Source organism: Janthinobacterium sp. TND4EL3 (assembly GCF_900156175.1).
In the GTDB taxonomy this organism is placed as follows: Bacteria; Pseudomonadota; Gammaproteobacteria; order Burkholderiales; family Burkholderiaceae_D; genus Janthinobacterium.
This window is the reverse complement of sequence record NZ_FTMV01000004.1, coordinates 248320-270391: the sequence shown is the minus strand read 5'-3', so window position 1 is coordinate 270391 and position 22072 is coordinate 248320. Positions and strand designations below refer to the sequence as shown.

Genomic DNA, 22072 nt, shown 5'->3' with positions numbered 1-22072 from the left:
ACGAGGCACGCGGCCCCGTTCAAGACTAGAACAAGCTCTCTTTGACATACACGACATCATCGACCTGAAGCAAATCGTCATGCTTGGCCTCAAGGACCTGCAGCTTGCCTTCCGCATCGCGGCGCTTGATGCGGATGCCGCGCTCCGTGCCGCGCTGCGTCAGGCCGCCCCCTGCGGACAAGCCCTGCAACACGGTCATCGAACGCTCCAGGCGGAATGGACCCGGACGCTGGACTTCGCCGTAGATATAAAAGCGTGGCGCACGTTCGACAAAAATCACGTCATTGCCAGCCACATCGAGATCGCGGTTCAAATCGGCGCTGCGCACCATTTCCACGATATCGATCACTTCCCGGCTGGTCTTGCCGTCGCGCTTGCGGATCAGGTTGATCGAATCGCCTCCATCGGCGCTGACGCCGCCGGCCATGGCCAGCATATCCATCACGCTGCGGCGGCCTTCGATCGGATAGCGCCCCGGACGGTTCACCTGCCCCAGCACCGACACCTGCTGGCTTTGCAGCGAAGTCACGATGATGTTGACCTGTGCCTTGCGCAGGAAGCCGCCGCTTTCAAGCAAGCCGCCCAGCTTCTTTTCTGCCGCGGAAACTGACAAGCCACCGAGCGCCACATTGCCAACCAGCGGAAAAGTGATCTGACCGGCTTCGCTGATGCGCGTCTCCAGTCCCAGGTCAGGATTGCCATAGACGGAAATTTTCAGTACGTCGCCGGCCCCCAACTGTACGTCGGCGGCACTGGCAATGCCCGTACCAATGGCCAGCAACAGGGTCAGGCACCACATGACAAGTCGTTTCATGATTCGTTCAATCCATAATGAGTTACTTAAATTACAATGCTGCGGCTTACTTCAAGCCAGCAACGCCACGATCATTCGATTCCGAAGAACTCGACGCCGGTGCCGCCGGTGCCGCCGGCACACTCGGTGCTGGCGCGGCAGGCGTCGCAACGGCTGGCGCCGCAGCAGGGGCACTGGCCGTCGCCGATGCCGCGGCACTACCTTTGTTCAGGTACTCGATCTTGGCGGCGGCACGCAAACGTTTCAGCTCGGCATCGGCCGCATCCTTGTTTTTCTTGTTGAACAAAAACTGCTCAATTTGCGGTGCCGCCTGGGCCAGGGTCGCGGGATTGTCGCGGATATCGGCCAGGGAAATGAGCAGCGTGCGATCGCCCTCGCGGATGATGAACAGCTGCCCCTTCGGCATGGACAGCAATTTCGCGCTCAACTCCGGCGCCAGGTCGGCGCTGGTGCGCGACAGCTGGGTACGGGCAAACTTGACCTTGTTGGTATCGAGCCAGGCCGCCACGTCGTCGAGTGTCTTGGCGCTGTCCATGGCCGCTTTCAACTGATCGGTCATGTCAGCGCTGGCGATAATCAGTTCGCGCATGTCAAACTGCTTGCGCTCGCTGAAGAATTGCGGATTCTTGTGGAAATACTCTTCCACTTCCTGCTTGGTCGGGCGGGCTATCGTCCCGATACGCTTCTGCATGTAGGCTTGCGCGACAATCAGCGCCTTGGCGCGCTCGATCGCCTGCACCACCTTGGGATCGCGGTCCGTCTTGTCCTTGGCCGCTTCATTCTGCAGCAACTGGCGGTCGATCAGCGATTCAAGCAACTGCTTGCTGGCCGCTTCCTGTTGCGCCGCTTGCACGTTGGCACGTTGCATTTCTTCATTGAGCTGCAGGACGGTAATTTCCTCGCCATTCACGCTCGCCAACGCCTGGCCAGACTTTTTTTCTTTATTGCCACAGGCCGACAGTCCTGCGACGGCCAGCAACACCATGGCAGTACACAGCAGGCGCACGGGCATGGCAGGCTTGCGGGAGGACAAACGGGCGATTTGCGGTTGGTTCAAAATGACTCCTTCAGTTCAGGTAAGGAAATCCGCTGATAGATTTGTGAACGTGATGATAACTCACTTAACAACAAAACATTGTCAAAATAACAGATTTCGAATGAAATTATGGGCTTGCGGCCACATCATTGTCAATATTATAAATATGATACACAGCGTACTGGGTCGCTAGGAAACTATTTGCTTAAAAAGCCATTAAAAGATCTTAAAAACAACTGTTTCATCAGAAACACTGAGATTGAAATGAATGTACATGAATAAATAGTTCTTTATGGAAACTTTTCGACGTGACGCTGTACACTGCCGTCACGACGCACAACATTGGGTAGCAGATTTCTCCGGCGGAGCGGCGGGGATAGGGCCGATCCTCGTGGGATGACAATATCTGAAAAGCAAGGGTTTTCATGTCGTCCAGCCCAGGCGCCAGCACACCTGTCGCGCACGCAAGACTGCCCCGCCGTCAGGCCGGCGGGCCGTCTCGCTGTCATACCATGTTGCCTGGCTTGCCTCATAGGGTCGTATGGCTCGTCGAATCACTGTTCGGCCGACTCCAGGAGTCGGACATTCGATACCTTATTCGATACCTTACATGCTTGCGTCATTTTAACGCGTATTAATTCCTTGCAAAAAATATTCAATCCCTGTGTTGCATCTCCTGCCACCGGTCCGCACTCAATGCGCGTTCTCGCGCTTCAACACGACCTTGACCGTGCGCAAAATGATCCACAAGTCCAGCCACAGCGACCAGTTGCGCAGGTAGTCGAGGTCAAAATGGATGCGCGCTTCCATCTTGTCGAGCGTGTCCGTCTCGCCGCGCAAGCCGTTCACCTGTGCCCAGCCGGTAATGCCCGGCTTGACCTTGTGGCGCAGCATGTAGCCCTTGATCAGCTTGCGGTACTGCTCGTTGTGCGCCACCGCATGCGGACGGGGCCCGACGATGCTCATCCGCCCCTGCAAGACGTTGATGAACTGCGGCAACTCATCAAGGGAACTGCGGCGCAGGAAGCCGCCCACGCGCGTCACGCGCTGGTCATTTTTGGTGGCCTGCACCACCTTGTCGCCATCCTCGCTGACCGTCATCGAGCGGAACTTATAGACGATGATTTCTTCGCCATACAGGCCGTAGCGGCGCTGACGGAAGATCACGGGCCCCTTCGACGTCGCCTTGACGGCGATGGCGATGATGAGCATCACGGGCAGCAGCATGATCTGGATCAACAGGCCCAGCACAATATCACTGCCCCGCTTGACCATGCTGTTAAAACCGGTAAACGGCGACTCGCGGATGGCGATCACCGGCATGCCGCCCACATTGTCGAAGCGGGCCTGCATCAGGTCAAAGATGTAGATATCGGGCAAGAAGTACACGGATGCCGTCGTATCCTGCAGTTCATCAAGCATCTTGCGGATGCGTGGCTGGGCCGAAATGGGCTGACTGATAAATATCATCTTGATATTGTGTTCGCGCACATAAGCGGCGATATCGGCCATCTTGCCCAGCATGGGCTCGCGCATCGTCTCTGGCCAGCGGTCATCGGTACGGTCGTCAAAAAAGCCGTGCACGCTCATGAACAGGTTCGGATTGCGCTCCACGGTAGCGGCAAATTTCAGGCTGGCGTCGTTGGCGCCAATGATGACGACGGAGCGCACTTCACTGTCGCGTCCGGTATCGGCCACCATGCGCCGTGCAGCCAGATGACTGAGCAGTAACACAAATGGCGTCAACACGAACCAGGCCAGCACCAGATCGCGATCATAATGAAACGCCAGTCCCGTTGCCGAGCCCAGAAATACCAGGATCAGCGCCGTGATGCCCCAACTGACGAAGACATCGCGGGCGTAGGCCAGCATGCGGCCGCTGCGCCAGGTGCGGTAGGGGTCAACATACTGAAATACCGACGAGGAAATAAAGAACGCCAGTATCATCAGCACCAGCGAATAGCCGGTAAACGGCGAACCGGACAGAACTGCCAGCAAGTACAGCGTCCCCATGATGATCAAGGGATCAAGGATACGCTGGAAGAACGAAATCAGGGGTATATCATTAACCGTCATATGACTCTCAGAACTGGACACTGGCGCTAAAGGAAACGCCTTTGGCGCGGTAGCTGCCTGTATTAATAATCGGGGCGCCCTTGCGGGTATCATGGAAGGCATTCAAACTCAGCTGGATATTCGGTTGCGGCGCATAGGTCAGCCCCAGCGACTCCGTACGCGTGGAATCCGTGACATCGACGGGAAAGACCAGGCCGCTGGTAGCGGAGAAGTCGCGTTTCTGGCGCCGCACTTCAGCATCCATGCGCACTTTCGATGAAATATCCCATACTGCGGCCACACTGGCGCCATTATTCAAGCTGCTCGATACCAGCGCACTTTCCACGGCGCCGAATTCATGCCATACATTCCCCGTAAAGCGCACTTTTCCCAACGGCGCCCAATTGACGATCAGGCGACCATTTACGCCTTTCGAATCGCGTCCCGAGAACGATGCATAGCCGCGGCGGACCCAGCCAGCGAGCAACTGCACCTGCGTCGCCTGGCTGTAGCGCCAGTAGATATTTGCCTTCACCTCGTCCTGGGTATAGCCATCGACCAGGCTAAATTGCGAGCCCGCCGGGCGGTTCGGATAATCACCCTTCAGGTGACGCAGCTGCACACCGATCTTGCTGCCGCTCGATGCGAGGTAATCGAGCCCCAGCTCGCCCGCATCCTCGACGCGATTCGCATAGCTGAGCCGCGTCAGGTCATAGTAGTAGCGCTCACGGCTCAGTCCGCCGCGCAGGCGCCAGCTCGGATGGAACAACCAGCCGCCATCGAGATAATTCCGGTGCCGCGTGCGCATATTGCGGTTCGTGCCCGTGGATTGAAAGTCACTGAACGGTGTGAGGGTTTCCGAATACGTGACACCGGCATGACCGTCAAGATGATTACCGATATGCCATTCCAGGTCTGCCAGCAAATCCTTGCCGTTATAGTTCAGGCTGTCGAAATGCTGGAACGATACCCGCGACCACTTGGCTTGCCCGCTCAGTACCTGGCGTCCGATCGGCCGGTTGAACAGAAAGCCGGCCTGAATCTGGCGTGAGGTATCGGAACGAGGTCCCGTGTAACCTGGCGTGCTGTCGTCAAGACGCAAAAGGTTGTCATCGTAGGAATATGACGTGGCGAGAAAGGGGAAAATCGTGTCGCTCCATGAAGCAATGGCAGCCGGGCTGACCATGCTGCCAAGCAGTAACAAACAACCGGCGCGCAATGCCGATACCGTCGGGAAACGGCGTGCTGCGGCAGCAGGGCCGCCATCGGCATGTTTTTCTTGCGGGGAATTCAACATAGGTATTCTCTTTACTAGAGCAAACAGTTGATTGGCAATATTACCAGTAAGTCCAGTGTCCACCGGAAATAATCCAGAGGCCCAGCACGCCATTGGTCACGCCATGGGCGAGAATGGGCGCCCACAGCGACTGGCTGCGCATGTACAGCAAGGTGTAGGCAGCGCCAGCAACGATACCGGCCAGCCACAAATTGTGTTCGAAGCCAAACAGTGTCACACTGACAACAAAAGCCTTGACGCTTGCCAGACGCGGGCTGAACTTCAGAAAGTCCGGGGCATCGATCCAGCGCAGCAGGAAAGAGCGCCAGAACAGCTCTTCCATCACGGGCACGACCAGCGCCGCGCCCGCGATGCGCAACACCACCAGTACCCATTCGATGCGGCCATCATTGCGGGGATCGAAGCCGTCGGCGCTGCCGATCACCATCCAGTCCGCATTCAAATTAATCCACAGCAAAAAAACAACAGATCCGGTGACGACGGCGACGGCAATGGCGCGCGCACCGAGTCCTGTCCAGGCCAGTTCCGTATAGCTGCGGCGCCAGTACAGCAGCATGCCCAGCACGGCGCCGATCTTGACCGCATACAGCCAGCGCAAATCCTGCGCGGCAAAGCCGAGCCGGCCCAGCATGTCGGCGATAAAAATGAAGGAGAGGTAGACCAGGAATGGCGCTACCCGAGGCAAGGCGGCGCGGTCAAACATATTGACGCGTATCGGGGACAGGCCCGCACGCCAGACGCCCTGGTCCGGCTTGCGTGTTTTTCATGACAAACATGCATCCCCCGATGTAAAAAATATAATTATATAATTATATCAAGCTGAACCGTTGCCGTGGCAAGTAATCCTAACTTAAATTACAACAGGGAATGCGAGAAACCAATCAGGCGTTGCTGCGCGCCTCGATCTGTTCCCATTTTTCCAACGCTTCGAGCAACTCGTTTTCGATTTCCGCCACGCGCGCGTTCAGGCGCTTGCCTTCGGCCGGCGTCTTCTTGTAGAAATCCGGATGCGACAGTTCAGCCGCCAGCACCGACTGCTCGTCTTCCAGCTTGGCGATCAGTTTCGGCAGCTCTTCCAGTTCGCGCTGCTCCTTGTAGCTGAGCTTTTTCTGCTTGGCAACAGGGGCAGCCGCTTCGACCTTGACGGCAGGCTTGCTGGCCGGCGCCGTGGCGATCGGCAAGGTGCGCACGCGCTCCCAGTCCGTGTAGCCGCCGACGAATTCGCGCCACTTGCCCTCGCCTTCGGCGACGATCACCTGCGTGACGACGTTGTCGAGGAAGGTACGGTCATGGCTGACGAGGAAAACGGTGCCGGTGTATTCTTCCAGCAACTCTTCCAGCAACTCCAGAGTATCGATATCCAAGTCATTGGTCGGTTCATCGAGCACCAGCACGTTGGCTGGCTTGGCAAACAGGCGCGCCAGCAGCAAACGGTTGCGCTCGCCACCGGACAGCGACTTGACGGGCGAACGGGCACGTTCCGGCGCGAACAGAAAATCGTTCAGGTACGTCATCACGTGGCGGCGCTGGCCATTGATCTCGACCCAGTCGCTGCCGGGCGCGATGGTTTCCATCAGGTTCGCCTCTTCATTCAGCTGCGTGCGCATCTGGTCAAAGTACGCCACCTGCAGCTTGGTGCCCAGGCGGATGGTGCCCGTGTCCGACTGCTCTTCGCCCAGAATCATTTTCAGCAAGGTGGTCTTGCCCGCGCCGTTGGCGCCGATCAGGCCAACCTTGTCGCCGCGCAAGATGGTGGCGCTGAAATCCTTGACAATGACCTTGTCGCCATAAATTTTCGAGACGTTTTCCAGGTCCGCCACGATCTTGCCCGAGCGTTCGCCGGCCGACACGTCCAGTTTCACCTGCCCCTGCTGTTCGCGGCGCGCATTGCGCGTCAGGCGCAGCGCTTCCAGGCGGCGCACGCGGCCTTCGTCGCGCACGCGGCGGGCCTTGACGCCCTTGCGTATCCACACTTCTTCCTGCGCCAGGAACTTGTCGAATTTGGCGTTTTCCACCTCTTCGATTTCCAGTTGCTCCGCCTTGCGCACTTGATACGCCGTGAAGTTGCCTGGATACGACAGCAAACGGCCGCGGTCGAGCTCGATAATGCGCGTGGCGACGTTGTCGAGGAAGGAGCGGTCATGGGTAATGAACAACACGCTGCCCTTGAAATCGCGCAACAAACCTTCCAGCCACAGGATGGAGCTGAAATCGAGATGGTTGGTCGGCTCATCGAGCAGCAGCACGTCGGGCGCCGACACCAGCGCGCGCGCCAGCGCGACGCGCTTCTGCATCCCGCCGGACAGGGTTTTCATGGCCATGTCACCCGTCAGGTTCAACCGGTCAAGCACGGTTTCCACCTTGTTCGGCAAGCTCCACGCATCGGCCGCGTCGAGTTTCACCTGGATGTCGTGCATGCGTTCCATCAATTCGTCGTCGTTGCCCTGGCCAAACTGGCCCGTCAGCGCGTCGTATTCCTTCAGCCACGCCTGCGACTCGCCCATGCCGGAAGCGACGGCGTCGAACACGGACATGTCCGGGTCGAATTGCGGCTCCTGCTCCACATAGGCGATCTTGATGCCTTGCTGCATGACCAACAAACCGTCATCGAGCTTGAACTTGCCCGAAATGACTTTCAGCAAAGAGGATTTTCCCGTGCCGTTGCGGCCGATCAAGCCGACCCGTTCCGAGGTTTCCAGTGAAAATTCCGCGTGATCGAGCAGCGCGACGTGACCGAACGCAAGTTGCGCCGATGAAAGAGAAATGACAGCCATAATGAGTAAAGGTGTACGGGCGCCGCCTCGCGCGCACCGCGTGGTGCGCCAAACAGCTGCCGATTGGATGAATGAAGCACGCATTGTACCGACAACTCGGCACCACCAGTGCATTGCGGCCAGCATGAACTCAGGCCACCGGCGCGCGTTGCGTGGAGTGTGGTGTCGCCAGCAGGAATCGAACCTGCATTTAAGTCTTAGGAGGACCTTGTACTATCCATTGTACGATGGCGACACGCGCAGCGGCATTATACAGGCAAGCGCCTGCCATGGACAGTCTGGCAGGTGGGCGCTACCACGTCAGGCAGCGCGCGCCTTCGCCCTGCAGCGCTGGCGTGCCAGCAATACAAGCAATCCTGTCAGCAGAAGGCCATACGTGGCCGGCTCCGGCACGGCGCTGATGGCAAATACCTGGATGGCGCCGAAGGTCACATCATTGCCATGCCAAATGGAGCCATCGAGCAAGCTGACGCCAGTCGACGGCTGCCCGCGATAGTTATAGGTATACAGGAAAGAACTACCGCCATTCGTCAGATTCTGCGGCACATACAAATCGTGCCCGAAACCGAACGTGGGGCCGTAGTCGGCCCGATTGAAGGTCTGGTCCTGGCCTATACCATCACCGTTGAAATACTGCTTCAGTTGCGGCAGCATGAAGCCCGCCGTCAGATTGAACAAGAAAGCCGTGCGCTGGCTGTCGTCCATGGTGACATGCATGCCATCGGTGGAGCTCCAGCTTTGCGGATTGTAGCCCCCCACCAGCCACGTCTTGCCCGATGAATTCGTGGCCTCCATGACGGAAAAGGTGCGCCCCTTGCCATCGGATGCCTTGTGAAAGTCGAGCGAAGTGTCGCCCGCTGCCTTGCTGTAAATATTCGTCAGCGCCAGGCGCCCTTCACCGAGCCAGGTCTCCAGTTGCGCCTGATAGCCGGGGGAGAGAAGCGAGATGCCGGAATCGGCATGCGCCCCCATGCAAAAAGCCATGCCGGCCACCGCCAGCGCCACGCTGCTTGCTGTTCTGAAATTGTTATGCATCCTCTACCTCAACTGTCAGCATTTAAAACCGGCGTATTTTCCGATTGCCAAATATAACACGACAGATAATGTTTTTATATTTATTATTTAGATGCCAATACGCAATATTTCATAGCAGAAATTCAGCCAGGCAGCACCGCCGTCACTTCGATCTCCACCTTCGCTCTGTCCTCAATCAGCCCCGCCACCTGCACGGCCGTCATGGCCGGGAAGTGCTTGCCGATGATTTCCCTGTAGGCAACGCCGATTTGTGGATATGCCGCTACATATTCCTTCTTGTCCAGCACATACCAGTTCATGCGCACGATGTGTTCAGGCAAGGCGCCCGCTTCGGCCAGCACGGCGACGATGTTCTGCAGGGCCTGGCGTACCTGCCCTGCAAAGTCATCCGTATGGAACTGGCCCTGCGCATCCCAGCCTATCATGCCGCTGACGTACACCGTGCGCCCGCTGGCGGCGATGCCATTCGCGTAGCCGCGTGGTCTGGCCCAGGCGGGCGGTTGTAAAACTTGCATTTGGTTTTCCTCGTTGTTCATGCGCTTCATGCCGTTCCTGCGCTGGCCGCCTCGCGCAGCAGTTCACGCGCGATGATCAGTTGCTGCACCTCGCTGGCGCCCTCGTAGATGCGCAAGGCGCGGATTTCGCGGTACAGGCATTCGACCGGGTGTCCGCTGACCACGCCCATGCCGCCGAACAGCTGCACGGCCGCGTCGATCACCTGCTGCGCCGTCTCGGTGGCCGTCAGCTTGGCCATGGCCGCTTCCTTCGTCACCTTGCGGCCCTGGTCGCGCTGCCAGGCGGCGCGGTAGGTCAGCAGCGCGGCCGCGTCGATGCCGGTGGCCATCTGCGCCAATTTCGCCTGCGTCAGCTGGAAGTCCGCCAGCGTCTGGCCGAACATCTGGCGCGCGGTGGCGTGGCGCAGCGCTTCATCGAAGGCGCGCCGCGCAAAGCCCAGCGCGGCGGCGGCCACCGAGGTGCGGAACACATCGAGCGTCGCCATCGCCACCTTGAAGCCCTGCCCCGCCGCGCCCAGGCGCTGCGACACGGGCACGCGGCACTGATTGAAACGCAGGCGCGCCAGCGGATGCGGCGCGATGACGGCAATGCGCTCGGCAATTTCCAGCCCGGGATTGTCGGCGTCGACGATGAAGGCGCTGATGCCGCGCGCACCGGGCGCCTCGCCCGTGCGCGCGAACACCACGTAAAAGTCGGCGATGCCGCCGTTCGAGATCCACGTCTTTTCGCCGTCGAGCACATAGTCGTCGCCGTCGCGGCGCGCGGCGCAGGCCATGGCCGCCACGTCCGACCCCGCCTGCGGCTCGGACAGGGCAAAGGCGGCGATGCGCTTGCCGCTGGCCACGTCCGGCAAATAGCGCGCCTTGTTCTCCAAGGTGCCGAACAGGCCGATGGCGCCCGAACCGAGTCCCTGCATGGCGAAGGCGAAATCGGCCAGCCCATTGTGGCGCGCCAGGGTTTCGCGGATCAGGCAAATGGCGCGCGTGTCGATCTTGCCGTCGGCGCCGGTGGCATGCGCCAGCCAGCCGCCCTGTCCCAGTTGCGCCACCAGCGCGCGGCACGCCGCGTCGACGTCGGCGCCGTGCGCATCGGCCAGGTGCGCATCGGCCCAGGCATCGAGTTCGCGCTCAAGTTCCGCATGGCGCGCCTCAAAAAACGGCCACTCCAGATAGCTGGTGTCGCGCATCTCAATTACCCTCAAAGGTTGGTTGTTCCTTCGCCACGAAGGCGTGATAGGCGCGGTGGAAATCGTTGGTGGCCATGCAAATGGCCTGCGCCTGCGCTTCCGCCTCGATGGCTTCGTCGACGCCCATATTCCACTCCTGCTGCAGCATTTTCTTCGTCATGCCGTGCGCGAACGTGGGGCCGCTGGCCAGGCCGGCGGCGAACAGCTGCGCCGCCTCGGCCAGCTCTTCCGGCTCGACCAGACGGTTAAGCCAGCCCCAACGCTCGCCCTCGGCTCCGGCCAGGGAGCGCCCCGTGTACAGCAGTTCGGCGGCGCGGCCCTGGCCGATCACGCGCGGCAGCAAGGCGCAGGCGCCCATGTCGCAGCCGGCCAGGCCCACGCGCGTAAACAGGAAAGCCGTCTTGCTGCGCGCCGTGCCGATGCGGATGTCGGACGCCAGCGCCAGCATGGCGCCGGCGCCCGCGCAAATGCCGTCGATGGCGGCGATGATGGGCTGCGGGCAGGCGCGCATGGCTTTCACCACGTCGCCCGTCATGCGGGTAAAGGCCAGCAGGCCGGGCATGTCGAGCTGGGTCAATGGGCCGATGATGTCGTGCACGTCGCCGCCCGAACAGAAATTGCCGCCGCTGCCCGTGATGACCACGGCCTTGACGTCGTCCGCATGGGCCAGCGCGCGGAACAACTCGCGCAGCTCGGCATACGAATCGAAGGTGAGCGGATTCTTGCGCTCGGGCCGGTGCAGGGTCAGGGTGGCGACGCCCGCGTCGACGGAAAACAGAAAATGCTGCGCGGCGTAGCCGGCCAGGCTGGCGCGGTTGCCAGGCAGGTCCTGCGGCTGGCCGGGTAGGTGGCGCATGGTCAATCCTTCAGGGAAGTGTTATTCAGTTGCTGCTTCATGTGCGACAGCAGCTCGATCAGGCGGGTCTTGTCGTCCGGCGTCACGCCATGCAGCAATTCGGCGATCCAGCCTTCATGCACCTTGGCCATCTCGTCAAAGGCGCGCCGGCCGGCTGGCGTCAGCTTGACGCTGTACGAGCGGCGGTCTTTCGGGTCGACCACGCGCGCCACCAGTTTTTCCTGCTCCAGCTGGTCGGTGATGCCCGTAATATTGCCGCCCGTTACCATCATGCGCTTGGACAGTTCACCCATGCGCAAACCTTCAGGGAAGCGTTCGAGCTGCGCCATCAGGTCGAAACGGGGCAAAGTGATGCCGAAAGTGGCGCGCAAGCGCGTGCGCACCTCGTTTTCGATGTTTACCGTGCACGACAACATGCGCAGCCACAGCTTGAGCGACTGGTGGTGGTCCTGCGTCAGCCGGCTGGCCAGGTCCAGCACGGGTTCGTCCTGCACATTGTCGGTTTCTTTATCCATGATCTTCATTCGGTTACATGACTTCGCCGCCGGCGACGGCGATCGATTGTCCATTCATGGCGGACGAGGCGGGCAGGCAGAGCCAGGCCACCGCATCGGCCACTTCCTGCGGCCGGACCAGGCGCTGCTGCGGATTGGCTGCCGCCAGTTCCGCGCGCGCCGCCTCTTCGCCACGGCCCGTCTTGCGCACGATATTCTGCACGGCCTGTGCCACCATTTCCGTTTCCGTGTAGCCGGGACAGACGGCGTTGACGGTCACGCCGCGCGGCGCCACTTCCAGCGCCAGCGCGCGCGTCAGGCCGATCACGCCATGCTTGGCGGCGACATAGGCGCTGACATAGCGATAGCCCTTCAGGCCCGCCGTCGACGCCACGTTGACGATGCGTCCCCAGCCCGCCTCCAGCATGGCCGGCATGGCCGCCTGGCAGCAGTAAAACACGCCCGTCAGGTTCACCGCCAGCATCTGCTGCCAGATGGCGGCGTCCGTCTTGCAGAACGGCGCCGCGTGCGCCTGCCCTGCGTTATTGACCAGGATATCGATGCGGCCGAAGTGCGCCCCCGCCTGCGCAAAACCGGCCTGCACGGACGCTTCCACGGTCACGTCCAGCACGCACAGGGCCACCCGGCCCGCGTGGCCGCCCTCTTCCAGCTGCTGGCGCGCGCGCGCCAGCCGCGCGCCGTCGCGCCCGGCCAGCGTCACCCTGGCGCCCGCGTCGAGCAGGGCGCGCGCGCAGGCCAGGCCGATGCCGCTGCCGGCCCCCGTCACGAGCGCATGCTTTCCCGACAATACACCTGTCAATGTTTCCTTGCTCATATCACCCTTCCAGCAGCCGCGCGGCCACCTGTTGCGGGGTGAGTCCCGTGCTGGCGGCGGCCAGCTGGCGTTCGCGCTGCAGATTGCGTTCCAGCTGCTGCTGGCCCGGCCGGTACTGTTTCGGCCATCCTGCCCCGGCGCCGCTGTAGCCGATGCGCGCCGCTTCCGTCAGGGTCCAGGCCGGATTGGCCAGGTGCGGGCGGCCCACGGCGCACAGGTCGGCGCGCCCGGCGGCGATGATGCTGTTGGCGTGGTCGGCTTCGAAGATGGAGCCGACGGCCATGCTGGCGATGCCCGCCTCGTTGCGCACGCGGTCGGCGAACGGCGCCTGGAACATGCGCCCGTACACGGGCCGTTCGAGCTTGCTGACCTGGCCCGAGGAACAGTCGATCAGGTCCGCGCCCTCAGCCTTGAACAGGCGCGCGATGACGACGGCATCGTCGGGCGTGATGCCGCCGTCGACCCAGTCGTGAGCCGAAATGCGCACGCTCATCGGTTTGTCCTGCGGCCAGGCCGTGCGCATGGCGCGAAACACGCGCAAGGGATAGCGGCAGCGGTTTTCCAGGCTGCCGCCATAGTCGTCCGTGCGGCGATTGGTCAGCGGCGAGATAAAGCTCGACAGCAGATAGCCGTGCGCGCAATGCAGTTCCAGCCAGTCGAAGCCGGCGACGGCAGCGGCCAGGGTGGCGCGCACGAAGTCCTGCTCGACGCGCGCCAGGTCGTCTGCATCGGCGGCGCGTGCCAGCTGCGACACGCCGGCCAGGTACTGCTGTTCGGAAGCGGAGATCAGCGGCCAGTTGCCTTCCTGGAGTGGCAGGTCGATGCCGTCCCACATGGGCCGCGTCGAGCCTTTCGCGCCCGCGTGGCCCAGCTGCAGGGCGATCTTCGCGTCGCTGTTCGCGTGCACGAAATCGACGATGCGCCGCCACCCCTGCGTATGCGCTTCGCTGTACATGCCGGGGCAGGCGGGCGTGATGCGCGCATCGGCCGAGACGCACGTCATCTCGGCAAACACGAGGCCGGCGCCGCCCATGGCGCGCGCGCCCAGGTGCATCAGGTGGTAGTCGCCGGCCACGCCGTCGACGGCGCTGTACTGCGCCATCGGCGAGACGGCAATGCGGTTCTTCAGCAGCACGCCGCGCAGCTTGAACGGCGTGAGCATGGGTGGCACGGCCTGATCCGGCAGGTCCAGGCCGGCCTGCTCGCCCGCGCGCCGCGCCAGCCAGCGTTCGTAGTCGGCCACGTAGGCGGGATCGCGCAGGCGCAGGTTTTCATGCGAGATGCGCTGGCTGCGCGTGAGCATGGAATAGGCGAATTGCGGCGCTTCCATGGCGCTGTAGCGCTCGACGTTTTCAAACCACTCCATGGAATTGCGCGCCGCGCTCTGGATTTTCAGCACCTCGATGGCACGCAGCTGCTGGTAGGCGGCCAGGGCGGCGGTGCTATCGCCGTGCTGGCCAAAGCAGCGCGCCAGCTCGATGGCGTCTTCCAGCGCCAGCTTGGTGCCCGAACCGATGGAATAATGCGCCGTGTGGGCCGCGTCGCCCATCAGCACGACGGGCACGCCATCCTGCCGATGCACCCATTGCCGGCAGACGATGCGGGGGAAGGTGATCCACTGCGCCGAACCGCGCAAATGCGGCGAATTGCTCAGCAACGCATGCCCATCGAGTTCCCCGGCGAACAGCGCTTCGCAAAAGGCGATGCCCTCTTCCTGGCTCATGGCATCGAGTCCCGCCGCGCGCCACACGTGTTCGGGCGTTTCGACGATGAAGGTCGATGTGTCGCCGTCATACTGGTAGATATGCGCCTGGAACCAGCCGTATTCCGTCTGGCGGAAGGCAAACGTGAACGCCTCGAATTTCTTGCGCGTGCCCAGCCAGACGAAGCGGCAATGGCGCTGGTCGATCTCGGGCTGGAAGCTGGCTGCATAGCGCGTGCGGATGCGGCTGTTCAAGCCGTCGCTGGCGATCACCAGGTCGGCGCCGTACTGCTTCGCGATGGCCTGGTCGTCCCGCACTTCCGTCTCGAACACCAACTGCACGCCGAGTTCCTCGCAGCGGGCCTGCAGGATATTGAGCAGGCGCTTGCGGCCGATGCCGCAAAAGCCATGGCCGCCCGAACGCACGGTCTGGCCCTTGAAATGGATCTCGATGTCGTCCCAGTGGTTGAACGCCTGCAGGATGGCGCGCGCCGTCGGCTCGTCCGCGCCGGCCAGGTTGCCCAGGGTCTGGTCGGAAAACACCACGCCCCAGCCAAACGTGTCGTACGGGCGGTTGCGCTCGATGACCGTAATGCGGTGATCCGGGTTCTGCTTTTTCATGAGCAGGCTGAAATACAGGCCGGCGGGACCGCCGCCGATGCAGACAATATTCATGGAGCGTCCGTGCGAAGTTTGAAACGCTGCAGCTTGCCCGTTTCCGTGCGCGGCAAGGCGGCAAGAAAACGGATGGCGCGCGGGTATTTATACGGAGCGATCTGCTGGCGGCAGAATTGCTGCAATTCGGCCGCCAGCGCCTCGCCGGGCTGACAGCCATCCTTGAGCACGATGTGCGCCTCGACGATCTGACCCCGCTCGGCATCGGCGCGCCCGACCACGCCGCATTCGGCCACGGCCGGGTGGCGCAGCAGCGCCTCTTCCACTTCCGGGCCGGCGATGTTGTAGCCGGCCGAGACGATCATGTCGTCGCTGCGCGAGCGGTAATAAAAGTAACCGTCGCCATCCATCTCGAAGGTGTCGCCCGTCAGGTTCCAGCCATTCTGCACGTATTCGCGCTGGCGCGGATCGGCCAGGTAGCGGCAGCCGGTAGGTCCCTTCACGGCCAGGCGGCCCGTGGCGCCTGGCGGCTGCGGCGCGCCGGCGTCGTCGACGATGCACGCCTGGTAGCCGGGGATGGCCTTGCCGATGGCGCCGCGGCGTATGCCCTCACCCGTGGCGGATATGAAAATGTGCAGCATTTCGGTGGCGCCGATACCGTCCGTCATGGCCAGTCCCGTCGCCGCCTGCCAGGCGTCGCGCGTGGCCAGCGGCAGTGCCTCGCCGGCCGACACGGACAAGCGCAGGCTGCGCAAGTCGTGCTGCGCGGCCAGCGGCGCCATCTGGCGGTAAAACGTGGGCGCCGTGAAGCAGATCGTGGCCCCGTAGGCACCGATGGCGCGCAGCAGGGTCTCGGGCGTGAGCTTTTCCAGCAGGACGGCGCACGCGCCGAAGCGCAGGGGAAACAGCAGCAGGCCGCCCAGGCCGAAGGTAAACGCCAGCGGCGGCGTGCCGATGAAGATGTCGTCGGGGCGCACCTGCAGCATGGAGCGGGGAAAGCAGTCGCAAATGGCCAGCAGATCGCGATGCATGTGCATGGTGCCCTTGGGGATGCCCGTCGTGCCCGAGGTAAAGCTGATCAGGCAAACGTCGTCGGCCGCCGTATCGCATGCGCCAAAGGGGGCTGTGTGGGCCGCCATGTGCCGTTCCAGTTCGGCGTCGGCGGCGCCAAAGCACAGCATGGCCGGCAAGCCGGGCAAGCCGTCGAGTTCCCCGCGCAAGCCCTGCGCGCACAGCACGGCGTTGACCTCGGCCTTGGCGAGAATGGTCGACAGCTCGCGCGCGCGCAGCAGCGGCATGGTGGGCACGGCGATGCAGCCGGCCTTCAGCACGGCCAGCAGGCAGGCGGCCATCATGGGCGTATTCGCGCCGCGCAGCAGCACGCGGTTGCCGGGGATCAGGCCCAGGTCGGCGCACAGCACGTGGGCGATGCGGTCGACGTGCCGCGCCAGCTGGGCGTAGCTCCAGCGCTGGCCATCGGCAAGGATGGCGATGCGCTCGCCGCCGCCATTGGCCACGGCCGCATCGAGCAAGGCGGCGACGCAGTTGAGACGCGGCGGATAATCCAGCTCGGGCAGGTCAAAGCACAGCTGTGGCCAGAGCGCGCGCGGCGGCAGGTGCGCGCGCGCAAAGTCGTCATGGGAAGAGGCGGTGGAACCCGATAGATCGCTGTTCATGCTGATCCTGACTGGTGGCGGGCATGGGAACATGCTCCGGAAGCAGATACTTTAAACCTAAAGTATTTTTCCGGCAAGCAGAAAACCCGCCATCCGTGCTCAGTCTTCGTCGCCGAGCTGGCGCAGCAGGCGCGCCTGCTGCGCTGCGCTGCGCGCCAGCGCGCCCAGCACCGCCTGTATCTGGCCGTCGTCGAGCACCGCCGCCTGCAGCAGGGCCGCCATTTCGGCGCCCGCGCCATGCAGGCCCAGGGTACGGCAGCCCAGGTGCAGCTTTTCCAGCAACTGGCGCGCCTGGGCCGGTTCGCCGCGCGCCAGCAAGGCATCGACCTGCTCGCCGGCGGCGCCGATCTGGCCCTGGAATCCCGTCAGGTAGGCCAGCAGGCGCTCGTCATCGATGCCCAGGCGCTGCGCCGTTGCCAGCGGCGCCTCGGCCGGCAGGCACGCCACGTCGAAGCAGGCGTCGATATGCTGGCGCACCTGCTCCGGCTGGAAGGGCTTGACGATGTAGCCGGCGGCGCCGGCCTGCACGGCGTCGCGCACCGTGTCGTGGTCATTGGCCGACGACACGAGCACCAGCGGCATGGCGTCGAGCGCGCTGTCCGAGCGGATTTTCTGCAGCAGCTCCATGCCCGACAGGCGCGGCATGCGCAGGTCGCAGAAGCACAGAGACGGGCGCAAGCCGCCCGCGAGCTGCTCCCAGGCGGCTGCGCCATCTTCGGCCTCCACGATATCGTGCACGCCGCAACTGTCAATCAGGTGCATCAACACCATGCGCGAAACGACGTCATCGTCGACCACCAGTACTTTCATTACATTCTCCATAGCCGGCTGTATCGGGGCGTCTTTCGCGTATTTTACCCAGTTTCCCGCCGTGTCCGGTTGACGAACTTGCATATTTCACATTTTCTCGTCCAAATCGGCGATTTGCGCCAGCAATGTCCGCAAGCGCGGCAAATGCTGCGCTACCTGCTGCCAGCGCCCGCCGTCCGCCGCTTCCTCCAGTTCCGTGCACAGCATGTGCAGTTCCGTCTCGTCGAGATAGGCGGCGCTGCCCTTCAAGCCATGCAGCAAGCGCCCGGCGCCGTCCTTGTCCCGCGCGGCCAGGGCGGTATCGAGTTCATGCAGGCGGCTTTCCAGGTCGGCCACGAAGGCGGCGCGGATGCGGCGCTGCAGCTCGCCGCCGCGGCTGGACGGGGCCGCCGACGGCGCAGGCGCGACGCCGAACAGCGCATCGAGTTCGGCCTGGCCGCGCGCCACACTGCGCGGCTCGCCGGAGGGCATGCGCGGCAACAGGAAGCCACGCTGCAGCTGGCGCTCGATGGCGCGCGCCAGCAAGCCGTGCAGCACCGCCTCGTCGACAGGTTTGCTGAGGAAATCGTCCATGCCCACGCCCAGGTAGCGGCTGCGGTCTTCGTCGCTGGCATTCGCCGTCAAGGCCACGATCATCAATTCCTGGTCGCGCACGGGCTGGTCCGGCCAGCCGCCCAGGCGGATCAAGCGCGTCGCCGTGGCGCCGTCCATCTCCGGCATGCGCCCATCCATCAGTATCAGGTCATAGCGCGTTTGCACGCACGCCGCCACCGCCAGCGCGCCGTTGGCGACCACATCGACCCGGTGGCCCAGCTCTTCCAGCATGACGCGGATGATGATCTGGTTGGTGGGGAAGTCCTCCGCGCACAGCACGCGCAGCTGGTGGCTGTGCGGCGCGAGCGCCACCTGCGGTACCAGCGGCGGCGCCACGCCGTCGGCCAGCGGCAAGGTGAACGTGAAGACGCTGCCCTGCCCCGGCGTGCTGGCCACCTCGATTTCGCCATCCATCAGCTCGACCAGCTGGCGGCAGATGGCCAGGCCCAGGCCCGTGCCGCCGTAGCGCCGCGTGGTGCTGGCGTCGGCTTGTTCGAATTTCTGGAACAGCCGCGCCATGGCCTCCGCATCGATGCCGATGCCGCTGTCGCTGACGGTAAAGCGGATCAGGTTGACCTGGCGCCCAGCAGCTCCCGCCGACTGGGCCACGCCGGCCCGTTCCACGCTGACGCTCACGCCGCCGCGCTGGGTGAACTTGAAGGCATTGCCGACCAGGTTGACCAGCACCTGGCGCAGGCGCGTCGGATCGCCCACCACGAACGGCGGCAGGTCGGGGGCGAAATCGATGGCGAAGCCGATGCTGCGCGCGGCCGCCTGCTCCTCGAACAGGCTGACGACATTCTCGATCGCCGCACCGAGCGCGAAGTCGATGTTTTCGATACTCAGCTTGCCCGCTTCGATCTTGGAAAAATCGAGCAGGTCGTTGATGATCACCAGCAGCGACTGCGCATTGGCCTGGCCGCGCAGGATCTGCTCGCGCGTGGCGTCCTGCAGCTGCCCGTCGCGCAAGGCGAAGCCCAGCATGCCGATCACGCCAGCCAGCGGCGTGCGCATCTCGTGGCTCATGTTGGCCAGGAATTCGGACTTCTGGCGCGTCGCATCCTCGGCCTTGCGCTTGGCCTGGCGCAAGCTTTCTTCGTTTTTCTTCAGACTGCTGTTGGCGCGCGCCAGCTCGTCCGACTGCGCCAGCACTTCGATTTCCTTGATCTGCAGCTGGGCGTTCTTTTGCCGCACCTCGGCCGTGCGCTCGCTGACCTGTTTTTCCAGCTCGTTCTGCTGGCGCCGCAGCGCGCGCACGCGCTGCCGGTAGGCGCCATACACGGCGCCCAGCAACAGCGCCGCCATCAGGGTGCGGAACCACCAGGTTTTCCAGAACGGCGGCAGGATCGTGATGGCCAGGGTGGCGCCGCTCTCGTTCCACACGCCGTCCTTGTTGGCCGCCTTCACGCGGAACACGTAGTTGCCCGGATCGAGATTGGTGTAGGTGGCAAAGCGCCGCCCCGCATCCGTCATGACCCAGTCCTGGTCGAAGCCTTCGAGCCGGTAAGCGAACATGTTGCGCTGCGGCGCGGCGAAATGCAGGGCCGCGAACTCCAGCGAAAACACGCTTTCGCGGCTCGTCAGCACGAGCTGGCGCGTATGGTCGATCGCCGCCTTGAGCACCTGGGCGAATTCGCCGCGGCCAACGGCCACCGGCTTGTTGAAAATCTGCAGTTCCGTGATGGCCACCAGCGGAGGCACGCGGTTATCGTGGATATCCTGCGGCGCGAACGCCGTCATGCCGTTGAAGCCGCCGAAATACATGGTGCCGTCGGAGGCGCGCAAGGCCGCGCCATCGAAGTACGAGCCTTCCACCGTGCCGTCGGCGCTGTCGTAATTGCGGAACAGGCCGCTGCGCATGTCGAGGCGCGTGATGCCGCTGTTCGTGCTCAGCCAAAGCTGCTCGTTGTCGTCGCCGAGGATACTGGCGATGGCGTCGTCGGCCATGCCATCCTTGCGCAGGAAGCGGCGGAAGCGGATCTCGCCCTTGGCGTCGACGTCCATGCGGTTCAGGCCATTGGCCGTGCCCACCCACAGCACGCCGCGCTTGTCCTCATGCAGAAAGTGCACCTCATCGTGGCTGAGGCTATGCGGGTCTTGCGGGTCGTGGCGGAAATGGCGGAAATGGCCACTGGCGCGGTCCAGCAGGTCCAGGCCATGAAACGAGCCTATCCACAGCTGCCCCTTGCCATCCTCCAGCACGGGCCGCACCATGTTGTCGGACAGGCTGTTCGGATCGGCCGGGTCATGGCGGTAGGTGGTAAAGCGGCGGCTGGCGGGGTCGAAACGGTGCACGCCGCCGCGCGTCGAGACCCACAGCATGCCGCTGCGGTCGCTCACGATATTGCGAATGGTGTCGCTGTTCGGGTCCCCCGCGGCGAAGCGCATGGTGAAAAAGCGCCCCAGCTTCGGATCGAAGCGGTGCAAGCCCGTCGAGCCGCCCACCCACAGGGTACCGTCCGGCGCCTTGTACAGGGTAGTGACCTGCTCGTCGCGCGACATGCCGGGCGCATTGCGCAAATCAAACAGCTGCGAAGAGCCATCGCGGGTGTCATACAGTTTCAGGCCGCCCTTGGTGGCGAGCCACAGCTTGCCGCCGCCCGCGTCGGCCAGGGCGCGCACTTTCTTGTCCGCCAGCGTCCCCGCGTCGCCGGGAGCGCGCACCATGCGCGAAAAGCCGCCGCTGCCCAGGTCGACCCGGCTCACGCCGTTGTACCAGGAGCCGACCCAGAAGGTACCGGCGCGGTCGCGGAACAGCGACGACAGCTGGTTATCGGCAACGCTGAACTTGTCGCCCGCCTGGTGGCGGTACTGCAGAAAGGTATCGCTGTCGGGCAGCCAGCGGAACAGGCCATCGGCATTGCTGCCCAACCAGACGGTGGCGTCGATGTCCTGGTACAGGCTGGCCACGCGGATGGCGGAAAAGCCCTGTTTTTCGCTCAGGCGCTGGCGTGCCTGCGGTGCCTCGCCGGCGCTCCCCAGGCGCCAGCGCTCGGCGCCGGCCATGGTGCCGATCCACAGGTTCTGCTGGCGGTCGACCAGCAGCGACTGGATCACATTGTATTTCGAGCCGGGCGTCGCATCGACGGCGAAATGCTCGAAGCGTTCGCTGCCCGGTGCCAGCATGTCCAGGCCCGTCACGGTGCCGATCCACAGTCGATTGTGCGCGTCCAGCGCCAGCGCCTTGATTTCATTGTCGCCCAGGCTGTGCGGGTTGCCTTCTTCATAGTGCCAGGTGCGGAAGGCGCCGGTGGCGGGATCGAAATGCTGCAAGCCGTCCGAGGTGGCGATCCAGAAGCCGCGCGCGCCATCGTCGAGGATGGCATGGATATGCCGGTTGCCGTTGCCGCGCTTGCTCTTTTCCTGCGGGACGTAATGCGTAAAGGTCTGGCTGGCCGCATCGAAGCGGTCCAGGCCATTGTCCGTGCCGACCCACAGATTCCCCTGGCTGTCGACATGCAGTTCACCCACCCAGTTGTCGGCCAGGCTGGTCTTGTCGCCCTCGATATTCTTGTAGACGACCATGCGGTAGCCGTCGAAACGACTGAGGCCGGACTGGCTGCCGAACCACATATAGCCTTGCCGGTCCTGGGCGATGGCCAGCACCGATTCCTGCGCCAGGCCCTGCTCGACGCTGAGCTGGTCGAAACGCAGGGTGGGCGCCGGCGCCGCCACGGCCAGGCCGCCCACCAGCAGAATTAACAGTAATACAACACCGCAAACACGTCGAAATACCAGCACAATCGTCCTGTCAAAAAAAACGCGAAAACTCCGGCA

16 protein-coding genes and 1 tRNA gene are annotated in these 22072 nt (G+C 63.1%); all 17 read right to left on the bottom strand.

Features of this window, described 5'->3' with window-relative positions:
• Nucleotides 1-25 precede the first annotated feature (25 nt).
• On the bottom strand, nucleotides 26-814 hold the full coding sequence (epsE, locus tag BXA07_RS09430; protein ID WP_076567545.1) for a polysaccharide export protein EpsE: 789 nt from the start codon (nucleotides 812-814) through the stop codon (nucleotides 26-28).
• Nucleotides 815-860: 46 nt separating this feature from the next.
• Nucleotides 861-1826, bottom strand: a complete 966-nt coding sequence (locus BXA07_RS09425) for an EpsD family peptidyl-prolyl cis-trans isomerase (protein ID WP_076567709.1) — start codon at nucleotides 1824-1826, stop codon at nucleotides 861-863.
• A 717-nt stretch (nucleotides 1827-2543) separates the two neighbouring features.
• Complete coding sequence (locus BXA07_RS09420; protein WP_076567544.1) at nucleotides 2544-3926, bottom strand: undecaprenyl-phosphate glucose phosphotransferase; 1383 nt, start codon at nucleotides 3924-3926, stop codon at nucleotides 2544-2546.
• A gap of 7 nt (nucleotides 3927-3933) precedes the next feature.
• On the bottom strand, nucleotides 3934-5202 hold the full coding sequence (gene epsL / locus BXA07_RS09415; protein WP_076567542.1) for an XrtB/PEP-CTERM-associated polysaccharide biosynthesis outer membrane protein EpsL: 1269 nt from the start codon (nucleotides 5200-5202) through the stop codon (nucleotides 3934-3936).
• Between the two features lie 40 nt (nucleotides 5203-5242).
• Nucleotides 5243-5905 (bottom strand): CAAX prenyl protease-related protein, encoded by a 663-nt coding sequence (locus BXA07_RS09410; RefSeq protein ID WP_076567541.1) that lies wholly within the window; start codon nucleotides 5903-5905, stop codon nucleotides 5243-5245.
• A gap of 178 nt (nucleotides 5906-6083) precedes the next feature.
• Nucleotides 6084-7976, bottom strand: a complete 1893-nt coding sequence (locus BXA07_RS09405; protein WP_076567539.1) for an ATP-binding cassette domain-containing protein — start codon at nucleotides 7974-7976, stop codon at nucleotides 6084-6086.
• 160 nt (nucleotides 7977-8136) lie between these two features.
• Nucleotides 8137-8211 (bottom strand) — tRNA-Arg (locus BXA07_RS09400).
• Between the two features lie 65 nt (nucleotides 8212-8276).
• On the bottom strand, nucleotides 8277-9011 hold the full coding sequence (locus BXA07_RS09395; protein WP_076567538.1) for a PEP_CTERM-anchored TLD domain-containing protein: 735 nt from the start codon (nucleotides 9009-9011) through the stop codon (nucleotides 8277-8279).
• Nucleotides 9012-9133: 122 nt separating this feature from the next.
• Nucleotides 9134-9526, bottom strand: a complete 393-nt coding sequence (locus BXA07_RS09390; RefSeq protein ID WP_076567707.1) for a RidA family protein — start codon at nucleotides 9524-9526, stop codon at nucleotides 9134-9136.
• 26 nt (nucleotides 9527-9552) lie between these two features.
• Nucleotides 9553-10713 carry an acyl-CoA dehydrogenase family protein gene (locus BXA07_RS09385; RefSeq protein WP_076567536.1) on the bottom strand — a complete coding sequence of 387 codons (1161 nt, stop codon included), beginning with the start codon at nucleotides 10711-10713 and terminating at the stop codon, nucleotides 9553-9555.
• Nucleotide 10714: 1 nt separating this feature from the next.
• Nucleotides 10715-11569, bottom strand: a complete 855-nt coding sequence (locus tag BXA07_RS09380) for an enoyl-CoA hydratase family protein (RefSeq protein WP_076567535.1) — start codon at nucleotides 11567-11569, stop codon at nucleotides 10715-10717.
• 2 nt (nucleotides 11570-11571) lie between these two features.
• Nucleotides 11572-12084, bottom strand: a complete 513-nt coding sequence (locus BXA07_RS09375) for a MarR family winged helix-turn-helix transcriptional regulator (protein ID WP_083708135.1) — start codon at nucleotides 12082-12084, stop codon at nucleotides 11572-11574.
• A gap of 13 nt (nucleotides 12085-12097) precedes the next feature.
• On the bottom strand, nucleotides 12098-12898 hold the full coding sequence (locus BXA07_RS09370) for an SDR family NAD(P)-dependent oxidoreductase (protein WP_076567532.1): 801 nt from the start codon (nucleotides 12896-12898) through the stop codon (nucleotides 12098-12100).
• Between the two features lies 1 nt (nucleotide 12899).
• Nucleotides 12900-15275 (bottom strand): bifunctional salicylyl-CoA 5-hydroxylase/oxidoreductase, encoded by a 2376-nt coding sequence (locus tag BXA07_RS09365; RefSeq protein WP_076567530.1) that lies wholly within the window; start codon nucleotides 15273-15275, stop codon nucleotides 12900-12902.
• Nucleotides 15272-16891 carry an AMP-binding protein gene (locus tag BXA07_RS09360; RefSeq protein WP_076567529.1) on the bottom strand — a complete coding sequence of 540 codons (1620 nt, stop codon included), beginning with the start codon at nucleotides 16889-16891 and terminating at the stop codon, nucleotides 15272-15274. The genes BXA07_RS09365 and BXA07_RS09360 overlap by 4 nt, the downstream gene beginning before the upstream one ends.
• A 99-nt stretch (nucleotides 16892-16990) precedes the next feature.
• Nucleotides 16991-17701 (bottom strand): response regulator, encoded by a 711-nt coding sequence (locus BXA07_RS09355; RefSeq protein WP_076567527.1) that lies wholly within the window; start codon nucleotides 17699-17701, stop codon nucleotides 16991-16993.
• An 87-nt stretch (nucleotides 17702-17788) separates the two neighbouring features.
• Nucleotides 17789-22036: a hybrid sensor histidine kinase/response regulator gene (locus tag BXA07_RS09350; protein WP_244556232.1), complete on the bottom strand. Its 4248-nt coding sequence runs from the start codon at nucleotides 22034-22036 to the stop codon at nucleotides 17789-17791.
• Between the last annotated feature and the right edge of the window lie 36 nt (nucleotides 22037-22072).